Below are 10,797 nucleotides of genomic sequence, written 5' to 3' on the forward strand. Positions count from 1 at the left end.
CAAACAGCTATCCATATCGAGGAAGTTGCTGAACCTTTTATTAGAAGACGTGCTTTAAGACATCTGGAAAAAGGACGCGTGGTTATTTTTGGAGGTGGTACAGGAAATCCTTATTTTACAACAGATTCCGCTGCTGTTTTACGTGCCATAGAAATTGAAGCTGATGTAATTTTAAAAGGCACACGCGTTGATGGTATATATAATGTAGATCCAGAAAAAGACTCTAAAGCTATAAAATTCGACCATATTACTTTTGACGATGTGCTTAGAAAAGGTCTAAAAGTTATGGATACCACAGCGTTTACTTTAAGTCAAGAAAACGAATTGCCAATTATTGTTTTCGATATGAACAAAAAAGGAAACCTATTAAAAGTCGTTTCAGGCGAGAATATTGGAACGAAAGTTAACTTATAATATACTATTGGCTTGTTTTTTGAATAAGCCTAAAAAAATAAATTTTAAAAGATGAACGAAGACATTCAATTTATATTAGACTCAGCAAAAGAATCTATGGATGCCGCTATTAAGCATCTAGAAAAACAGTTTGTAAATATTCGAGCTGGGAAAGCGAGTCCTTCTATGTTAGGAAGCGTTATGGTTGACTATTATGGTTCTCAAACACCACTAAGTCAAATTGCCAACGTTAATACGCCAGATGGCCGAACCATTACCGTGCAACCTTGGGAAAAAAACATGCTTCAGGAAATAGAAAGAGGAATTATGTACGCCAACTTAGGATTTAACCCTATGAATAATGGTGACTACATTATTATAAACGTACCACCTTTAACCGAAGAGCGTAGACGCGATTTAGCCAAACAAGCAAAGTCGGAAGCTGAAGACGCAAAAATAAGTGTACGTACTGCTAGAAAAGATGCAAATAACGACATTAAAAAAACAGATGTTTCTGAAGACCTACAAAAAAATGCCGAGGCCGATATTCAAAAATTAACGGATAAATTCGTTCTTAAAATCGATTCCCTATTTGAGGTGAAAGAAAAAGAAATTATGACTATATAATATGAAAAGCGACTTTACGGTCGCTTTTTTTATGTCTCCATTTTTGTGAAAAACATTATTCCTTTGGCTTTACTCCTATCAAAAAGTTATTTGAAATATGGTTTTTTAGCCTATAATTACAAATTCATATTCAATAACATGTCTTTTTTCCTAAAGATTCATTTTAACAAGACATTATACCCGAAATCGGTTAGCAAATACATTGCTTTTACCTAACTTTGCGCCTGTTTTTATTTTAGTATGTTTAAATTATTCACAAAAGGGTTTTGGGATGTAGTTGCGCGTCTTATTTTACGAAATAAGGTTGCCATACTCATCGCTATTGCAGTGGTTACTATACTTTTTAGTACCCAATGGAAAAACATGCGCTTTACCCATACCGAAGCCAACCTACTACCGGACGACCACGAAGTTAATTTAATTTACAACGATTTTTTAAAGATTTTTGGTGAAGAGGGCAACCTCATTGTTCTTGGTGTGAAGGATTCTAGCCTTTTTACTGTTGAAAACATAAATGCTTGGAATAAGCTTTCGGATTCTTTTAAAGATTTAGACGATGTTGAAGCTGTTTTATCTATTAAAGATCTTCAGAAGTTACTGAAAGATACCGAAAACGAAAGATTCATTTTAGAACCTTTTATTAAGGATTCCATCCATAGTTTAAAAGAGTTGGACACCTTGCAAGACGATTTATTTAATAAATATCCGTTTTACGATAACTTTCTGTTCAACAAAAACACAAAAACCATTCGTACGGCTATCTATCTTAAAAAAGATATTGTAAATACAGTTGCAAGAAAGGATTTTGTCTTCGATCAGTTATTACCAAAAGTAGAGGCTTTTGAAGACGCTACCAATTTGGATGTGCGAATTTCGGGAATGCCTTATGTGCGTACTTTAAATGCCCAAAATATCGTAGACGAAATAGGGACGTTTATTGCATTGGCCTTGGCTGTTACCTCCTTAATATTCTTTTTCTTTTTTAGATCTGTTAGAGCCACAATTATTTCCTTGGTCGTAGTTTGCATTGGCGTTATGTGGACCTTTGGAATTATAGGTTTATTAAACTACGAAATAACCGTTCTTACAGCTTTAATTCCTCCGCTTATAATTGTTATTGGAATTCCAAATTGTGTCTTTTTAATAAACAAATATCAGCAAGAAGTTAAACTTCATGGAAACAAGGTTAGGTCCTTACAACGCGTAATTACCAAAGTTGGGAATGCCACTTTATTGACCAATCTAACTACAGCTTCAGGTTTTGCTACTTTTATGTTAACGCAAAGCACTCTGTTAAAGGAGTTTGGAGTGGTAGCCTCGTTAAGCATTATTGGAATTTTTATCCTGTGTATATTGATTATTCCTATTATTTACACCTTTTTACCTTATCCTAAAGAAAGACATTTACAGCATCTAAACAAACGCTGGATTAGTGGTTTTACCAACTGGATAGAACGAATGGTAAAGCACAGGCGAATTACCATCTATATTACAACAGTTATTCTTTTAATAGTTAGCATAATAGGTATCTATCAAATAAAAATATCCGGAAGTTTAATTGAGGACATGTCCAAAGAAGCCGAGTTTTTCCAAGACATTCGCTTTTTCGAAGAGGAATTTAATGGTATTATGCCGGTAGAAATTTTAGTCGATACCAAACGTAAAAAAGGCGTGATGAAATTGGCCACTTTAAAACGTATGGACGAGCTGGAAGAGGTGATACTAGAGACTCCAGAACTATCTAAACCTATTTCTGTAGTAAGTCTTGTTAAATATTCTAAACAAGCTTATTATAATGGCAATCCAAAATATTATCAATTGCCAACCTCGCAAGAAAGTAGTTTTATATTTAGCTATGCAAAAAACTCCACCTCCAATACCGATTTGTTAACCAACTTTGTAGATAGTACAGGCCGATATGCGCGCATTACTACCTTTATGAAGGACATTGGAACAGATAGAATGGAGCGTATTGAAGACGATCTTCAATCGAAAATAGATAAAGTTTTTCCTGAAGATAAATACAAGGTAACCATTACGGGAAAAGCATTGGTATTTCAAAAAGGAACCAAGTATTTAGTTAAAAACTTAGCCCTTTCTTTATCGCTAGCCATTTTATTGATTGCTTTACTTATGGCTTACATGTTCCGTTCTTTTAGAATGATTGTGGTTTCATTAGTTCCTAACTTATTACCTTTGGTTATTACCGCTGGTTTAATGGGTTATTTAGGAGTTCCTATAAAACCTTCAACCATTCTGGTGTTTAGTATTGCCTTTGGAATTTCGGTGGATGACACCATCCATTTCTTAGCAAAATACAGACAAGAACTACAAGCCAATCATTGGAAAATTAAAAAATCGGTTTATGGGGCACTTCGAGAAGCTGGAGTAAGTATGTTTTACACCTCTATTGTCTTGTTTTTCGGGTTCTCGGTATTTACAATTTCCAGTTTTGGAGGAACCGTAGCTTTAGGAGCCTTGGTTTCGGCAACCTTACTTTTTGCCATGCTTTCTAACTTATTATTGCTTCCTTCGCTATTATTATCCTTGGAAAGAAGAATCGCCAATAAAGAGGTTTTAAAAGAACCTTCCATTAATATTATATCAGATGGAGATACTGACGATGATATTGAAGATGAAGACCAAATAAAAAACATTCATTAAAAATTACTACAAAGAATTATCTTTGCATTTTAAATAAAAGATTATGACATCGAGCACCATTTCAGACTTGCTTTCTAAACAAAACACTTTACAAGAAGTAAAGGTTAACGGTTGGGTTAGAACTTTTAGAGCAAACCGTTTTATAGCTTTAAATGATGGCTCTACCCTAAACAACATTCAATGTGTGGTAGACTTTGAAAATACAGACGAAGCTACCTTAAAACGCATTACAACCGGAGCTGCTGTTTCCATTAAAGGTACCCTAACCGAAAGTCAAGGTAAAGGCCAACAAGTGGAAATACAAGTAACCTCAATTAAAATTTTAGGGGATTCAGATCCTGAAACATATCCAATTCAACCTAAAAAACACTCCTTCGAGTTTTTAAGGGAAAACGCACATTTACGTACTAGAACTAATACATTTAGTGCTATTATGCGTTTGCGTTCTTCCTTGTCTTTTGCCATTCATAAATATTTTAATGAAAATGGTTTTTACTACATGCACACGCCAATAATTACAGGAAGTGATGCTGAAGGTGCAGGGGAAATGTTTCGAGTTACCAATTTAGACCTTAAAAATCCACCTTTAGACGAAGCTGGAAACGTAAATTATAAAGAAGATTTCTTCGGAAAAGAAACCAACTTAACCGTTTCCGGACAGTTGGAAGCTGAAGCGTATGCCATGTCTTTAGGTAAAGTTTACACCTTTGGCCCAACCTTTAGAGCAGAAAACTCAAATACTTCTAGACATTTAGCCGAATTCTGGATGATAGAGCCAGAAGTGGCATTTATGGATTTAGCCGGAAACATGGACTTGGCCGAAGATTTTATGAAATCGGTTTTAAGTTATATCCTAAAACACAATCGCGAAGATTTAGAGTTTTTAGAAAACAGATTGTTGGACGAAGAAAAAGCAAAACCTCAAGCCGAACGTAGTGAAATGGCTTTGATCGATAAGATAAATTTTGTTGTAGAAAACAATTTTAAACGTGTAAGCTACACAGAAGCTATTGAAATTCTTAAAGATTGTAAACCAAACAAGAAAAAGAAGTTCAAATATATTATTGAAGAATGGGGCACGGATTTACAAAGTGAACACGAACGTTATTTAGTTGAAAAACACTTTAAATGTCCAGTAATTCTATTCGATTATCCTGCAGACATCAAAGCATTCTACATGCGTCTAAACGAAGATGGTAAAACTGTTCGCGCCATGGATATCTTATTCCCTGGGATTGGAGAAATGGTTGGAGGATCTCAACGTGAAGAACGTTTAGAGGTTTTAAAAGAAAAGATGAGAGCATTAAATATCGACGAAGAAGAGTTGTGGTGGTATTTAGATTTAAGAAAATATGGAACTGCTGTGCATTCTGGTTTTGGTTTAGGTTTTGAACGTTTAGTGATGTTTGCCACAGGAATGGGCAATATTCGCGACGTAATTCCTTTTCCTAGAACGCCACACAATGCTGATTTCTAATTTATAACAAGGCAAAAATCTTAACAAAACCCACTCCTTTTATGTGTTTAAATTAATTGTTTGTTATTTATCACATAGAACATCTATAAAATCATTATCTTCTATATTTGTATATAGATTATAAATGTTTCACAAAACAATCTATATCTAATGTTTATATAGATTGTTTTTTTTATTTTTATATGAAATGCCATTAACGAAAAGTTACAAACCAACCCGATATGATAATAAGGGCATTGCATCTGACCATTGAAAAACAATAAATATTAAAAGATGAAACCAAATCATAATAATGCTTAAACAATTTTTACAGTTTAAATTATCTCAAAAGTTATCGCCTCAACAAATCCAATTGATGAAGCTGATACAATTGCCTACGCAAGCATTTGAACAACGCTTAAAACAAGAATTGGAAGAAAACCCAGCCTTGGAAACTGGCAAGGAACAAACAGATGAGTATGATGACGACTTTGATAATACGGAGGACTACGAGGACGATAACGAATCCATAAATGCAGACGACATCAATGTTGACGATTATTTAAGCGATGATGATGTCCCAGATTATAGAACCCAAGCCAATAATTACAGTAGCGACGATGAGGAAAAAACCATGCCTTACGCTGCTGGAATTTCGTTTACACAACATTTAATCAATCAGTTAAATACTTTTACATTAACTGATGAAGAGTTTGATATAGCCGAGTTTTTAGTAGGAAGCATCGATGAAAGTGGTTATATACGCAGATCGTTAAGTGATATAACGGATGATATGGCTTTTACCCAAAATATTTTCACTACCGAAGATAAAATAGAAAAAGTATTAAAAACCGTCCATCAATTAGATCCTGCTGGTGTTGGAGCCAGAAATCTTCAAGAGTGTTTAAGCATCCAATTGCATAGAAAAGAAAAACGTCCAGATATTGAATTAGCCATCGATATTATTGACAATGCTTTCGATAGATTTTCAAAAAAACACTATAAGAAACTGCTTCAAAAATTTGATATTACAGAGCAACAACTTAAAGATGCTATAGAGGAAATAGAACGTCTTAACCCAAAACCAGGAGGTTCTTATGCTGGAAACAACAGAATGGTCGAACATGTGGTTCCAGATTTTGCCATAAAAATTGTGGATGGCGAATTGGAACTGACTCTAAATGGAAGAAACGCGCCAGAACTGCATGTTTCCAGAGAGTACAACAACATGCTTAAAGGCTATAAGGAAGCTAAAGACAAATCGAAATCGCAGAAAGATGCTGTGATGTTTATAAAACAAAAACTGGATGCTGCAAAATGGTTTATAGACGCCATTAAGCAACGTCAGCAAACGCTATTTGTAACTATGAGTGCTATTATGCACTATCAAAAAGAATATTTTTTAACAGGAGACGAGCGTAAACTGCGGCCAATGATTTTAAAAGACATTGCCGACGAGATTGACATGGATGTTTCTACGGTTTCTCGAGTGGCAAATAGCAAGTATGTAGATACGCCTTATGGAACAAAATTGATAAAGGAATTCTTTTCAGAATCGATGACCAACGATCAAGGAGAAGAGGTTTCTACTAGAGAAATTAAAAAGATTTTGGAAACGGTTATTGAGGAAGAGAACAAAAGAAAGCCTTTAACAGATGACGCTTTAGCCAAAATACTAAAAGAAAAAGGTTATCCTATTGCCAGAAGAACGGTTGCAAAATACAGAGAGCAATTAGATATATCTGTAGCTAGATTACGAAAAAAGATATAGGTTAAACCCCTGGATACTTTCCGCAGAATTATATTTAGAAAAGAATAATTTTCTTAATTTTAAACAAAAATTTGAATCAGCTTTTAAAAAGTATCTCGTTTATATTCCATCCCATTCTCATGCCCATGCTGGGAGTGGTTTTTTATTTTTCTAAGTCGCCTAGATTTATTCCCATTGAAATTATTCGTGCAAAAATTTTCTCGCTATTCATTTTAACCATCTTATTACCTATTCTACTTTACTATTTACTAAAAAGTATAGGTAAAGTAAAATCCATATATTTAAATAGCACCCAAGAACGCTTACTTCCATTATTTTTAAATGGGTGTATTGCCGTATTAATATTAAATCGTGTGTTACCGGCAACAGAGATTATAGAGCTGTACTATTTTTTTGTGGGTATTTTATTATCTACGCTAACCTGTTTTATCATGGCTGTTTTTAAATTTAAGGCAAGTATCCACATGATTGGAATTGCTGGCGTTACCATGTTCTATATTGCTTTAAGCATTCACTTTAGCATTAATATCAATGGTACTTTAGCGCTTATGTTTATTTTAATTGGAGCCATTGCAACTTCTAGGCTTCATTTAAAAGCACATAGTAATATAGAATTGCTTATAGGCCTTTTTATTGGTATGATTCCGCAACTCATTTTAGTAAATTACTGGTTATAAAACATAGAAAATAAGTCCGAATTTAATGGCAGACATATCTAAGGCTTCTGAACCTGTATTAGCATCGTTGTTTAAAATGGAATTTAAGGAATAATATACGTGAAAATTCCAAGTGTTATAACCAGCACTTAAACTTAATCCGTATTGGAAATCGTTAAAAGCCTTGAGGTTGGTGTGTTTTATTTTACCAAGATCGCCTTTGAATTTTGTTGAATTTGCCACTACATAACCCACTTTAAAACCGGTGTAGATACGCCAAAACTTATATTCACTCGCTGTAGATGTCCGCCATCTTACCTCCAAGGGCATTTCGATAAGATAGGTACTGAATCTGTTTTTTGAATATCCTATATCAGCATCGCTTAGGTTAATATAGCTAATCTCTCCCTGCTCCGTTTCATATAAATATATATTGTGGTTATAGGAGTTAATAGATCCTCCCAAACCAAGCCCTAATCCAAAATTGCGATTTTGATTTAGAGGAAAATCTCTAATAAATCCAAAATGAAAACCACTGGAAAACCCCGTTTGTTTTAGATTACTAGGTTTATTAGCCAAAAGATTATAGGTTATGGCCAAATAAAACTGATCCTCCCTATATTTAGAATCTACTTTGGAGCTGTCTATAACAACAGTTTCTTGTGTGTACACCGTTGTAACACAAAGCAATCCTATTAAAACAAAGAATAAAAGTTTCATTTTTAGCAAATAAAAATTATAGGATTAAATATAAAATAAAAGGCGTGATGATTGCTCAAAACGCCTTTAAATAATATAAAATTAAGAATTAAATTAATTTTTCAACGCTTGTAAGGCATCTCCTTTTTTGGTTGTATAATTAATTTTCAGTGCATTTACTTTACGTAATTCCTGTTTAATATCTGTAACCAATCCCATATTTGCATCACTATCTACTTTTAAAGCAGTAGTTAAAAACGGAATTAATTCTTCTCTTTTTGAAGCGCGTTCTGCAGCTATAAAAGCGGGTATTTCTGATACTTCAGCAAACTTATCGTTTAATTGAATTCGCGCTTCCGTACCAAAAGTTGATTTATAGTTACTACTAGGTTTTCCAGCATAGATATACATCACTAAATCTTTTTTATCTAGTTTCTCAACCTGATCTGCAAATGGTAGATTGTTCTCAATCATCAAGGTATTCTGTCTCATAACAGTTGCTACCATGAAAAAGAACAATAACATAAACACAATATCCGGTAAAGATGCTGTAGAAATAGCTGGTAATTCGCCTCCTGTTTTCTTTTTAAATTTAGACATATTTTTTGTTTATCTAATTAGACTTTTTCGGCTCTGCTTCAGAGAATTTCTGAGGGATTAAAAGTTTAATTTCTTCCAATTTATCCTTTAATCTCGCTTTTTCTTCTGAAGAAGTTCTAGGGTCTGAATAACGATGATCCGCTTCAACAAAGCTTATTCCTAAATTAGGAAAACTTTTTTCAAACTCTCGATTTCTTAACTCATTATAAGCTGCAATTATTTCGTTTTGTACAGCTATATACGTGTCATACTTTGTAGCCCTATCGTTTTGCAACGAAATAATGGCTTTATCGAAGTTATCTGAAGATCTCGGATTTTTCTTACCTTGACAACGCTTGCATGCATCTGCACCTGTTCCGCCACCATTATCTAAAAAGGCAACAGCAGCTTTACGTAGGTCTTTAATTTTAATGACCTTTTCCTCTCCTCCAGTTTTCAAGAACAACTGATTGTTTTTGTTCACATTAAGTTGAAAAATATTCTTCTCCTTAATAACAACGTTATCTTGTTTCGTATCATCAATTGGCGGCAACTTTCTATTTAATCCAGAATCTGTTTCAATAGTAGTTGTTACCAAGAAAAATATAAGAAGTAAGAAAGCAATGTCTGCCATAGAGCCTGCATTAACTTCTGGTGCTGATCTCTTTGCCATAATTATTTATTAAATATATTTTTTATTCCAGATAAAGCCATCGATCCAATAGCTATAATAGCTAAAGCATAAAATGCGTATAATCCTGCCCCCACATATTTAGAGGTTGATTCTGTAACGTCAACACCTTTATTTGTGAAAGGGGTTAGATCTAAATCTGTGCCTGAAGACATGGCATAAGAGATCACCAAAATGACCAAGAATGCTCCAACAGACAATAACGTCTTTTTAATATTACCTGCAAATAGTCCTTTTACCACGTAAACTAGCACTAAAGCCAGAATAAGCGCAAGAACTAAATAAGTAACATATAACATGTTGTCCACCATACCTTCGTTGCCACTCATAATCATTAAAGCGAGTATCAATCCAATTACGGCAAGTATTCCAACAACAATTTTTATTATTTTATGTAAACTCATTGTTTAATGTGTTTTAAGGTTGTTATTACTTCTTGTATCTAATCAATAAATCCATTAAAGTGATTGATGCATCTTCCATATCGTTAACAATGCTGTCAATTTTAGCAATAATGTAATTGTAGAAAACTTGAAGTATAATAGCTACTATTAAACCAAATACGGTTGTTAAAAGTGCTACTTTAAAACCACCTGCAACAAGAGATGGTTGCATATCTCCAGCAGCTTCAATTTTATCGAATGCTTGAATCATCCCGATTACTGTTCCCATGAATCCTAACATCGGAGCCAAAGCAATAAATAACGAAATCCAAGATACGTTTTTCTCTAATTGACCCATTTGAACACCACCATAAGCTACAACAGCTTTCTCGGCAGCTTCAATACCTTCGTCTGTTCTATCTAGACCTTGATAGAAAATAGAGGCAACAGGGCCTTTTGTATTTCTGCAAACTTCTTTAGCAGCTTCTACACCACCAGATTGAAGAGCATCTTCTATTTCTTGAGTTAATTTTTTTGTGTTAGTTGTAGAAAGGTTTAAAAAGATAATTCTTTCAATAGCAATTGCCAATCCAAGAATTAAACATAATAGAACGATTCCCATAAATCCAGGTCCACCTTCTATAAAACGTTTTTTTAGTTCTTGGTGAAATCCAAGATCTTCAGTTGCTACTTCTTCAGTTGCTACATCTTGTGCTGTAGCTTCATCTTGTGTTACACTAGCAACAGTAGCTGCTATTGATGCTGTTATATTTGCAGTTGTATTTGCATTAACAGTTCCGAAAGCCATAATTCCAGTAATGGCTAGAATAGAAAATAATCTTTTCATTGTTCTTGTTCTTAATTTTATTAGTTAAAGT

General features: G+C 34.0%; 11 protein-coding genes. 6 read left to right on the top strand and 5 right to left on the bottom strand.

The features are described from left to right. The 6 genes from VKY47_RS09660 to VKY47_RS09685 form a co-directional block, all read left to right on the top strand. Positions 1-414, top strand: a 414-nt coding sequence (locus tag VKY47_RS09660; protein WP_414731222.1) for a uridine monophosphate kinase, incomplete at its 5' end; no start/stop codon positions are given. Between the two features lie 51 nt (positions 415-465). Further along, entirely contained in the window at positions 466-1,020 is a 555-nt protein-coding gene (gene frr / locus VKY47_RS09665; protein WP_324312364.1) for a ribosome recycling factor, read from the top strand. A 240-nt stretch (positions 1,021-1,260) separates the two neighbouring features. Then, positions 1,261-3,684 (top strand): efflux RND transporter permease subunit, encoded by a 2,424-nt coding sequence (locus VKY47_RS09670; protein ID WP_324312366.1) that lies wholly within the window; start codon positions 1,261-1,263, stop codon positions 3,682-3,684. Between the two features lie 43 nt (positions 3,685-3,727). Beyond that, on the top strand, positions 3,728-5,161 hold the full coding sequence (asnS, locus tag VKY47_RS09675) for an asparagine--tRNA ligase (RefSeq protein WP_324312368.1): 1,434 nt from the start codon (positions 3,728-3,730) through the stop codon (positions 5,159-5,161). A gap of 292 nt (positions 5,162-5,453) precedes the next feature. Then, positions 5,454-6,911 (top strand): RNA polymerase factor sigma-54, encoded by a 1,458-nt coding sequence (gene rpoN / locus VKY47_RS09680; RefSeq protein ID WP_324312370.1) that lies wholly within the window; start codon positions 5,454-5,456, stop codon positions 6,909-6,911. Positions 6,912-6,982: 71 nt separating this feature from the next. Then, on the top strand, positions 6,983-7,588 hold the full coding sequence (locus tag VKY47_RS09685) for a hypothetical protein (RefSeq protein ID WP_324312372.1): 606 nt from the start codon (positions 6,983-6,985) through the stop codon (positions 7,586-7,588). Here VKY47_RS09685 and VKY47_RS09690 read toward each other — a convergent pair. From VKY47_RS09690 to VKY47_RS09710, 5 genes are all read right to left on the bottom strand, one after another. Further along, complete coding sequence (locus tag VKY47_RS09690) at positions 7,583-8,287, bottom strand: porin family protein (RefSeq protein ID WP_324312373.1); 705 nt, start codon at positions 8,285-8,287, stop codon at positions 7,583-7,585. The two genes, VKY47_RS09685 and VKY47_RS09690, sit on opposite strands and share 6 nt — an antisense overlap. A gap of 93 nt (positions 8,288-8,380) precedes the next feature. Beyond that, a complete protein-coding gene (locus VKY47_RS09695) occupies positions 8,381-8,866 on the bottom strand; it encodes an ExbD/TolR family protein (protein ID WP_324312375.1) in 486 nt (161 codons plus the stop codon). Between the two features lie 13 nt (positions 8,867-8,879). Then, positions 8,880-9,518: an ExbD/TolR family protein gene (locus VKY47_RS09700; protein WP_324312377.1), complete on the bottom strand. Its 639-nt coding sequence runs from the start codon at positions 9,516-9,518 to the stop codon at positions 8,880-8,882. A gap of 2 nt (positions 9,519-9,520) precedes the next feature. After that, a complete protein-coding gene (locus VKY47_RS09705) occupies positions 9,521-9,940 on the bottom strand; it encodes a hypothetical protein (protein ID WP_324312379.1) in 420 nt (139 codons plus the stop codon). 25 nt (positions 9,941-9,965) lie between these two features. Then, a complete protein-coding gene (locus VKY47_RS09710) occupies positions 9,966-10,766 on the bottom strand; it encodes a MotA/TolQ/ExbB proton channel family protein (RefSeq protein WP_324312381.1) in 801 nt (266 codons plus the stop codon). Positions 10,767-10,797: the final 31 nt, after the last annotated feature.

Source organism: Xanthomarina sp., from assembly GCF_035306705.1.
Taxonomy (GTDB): Bacteria; Bacteroidota; Bacteroidia; order Flavobacteriales; family Flavobacteriaceae; genus Xanthomarina.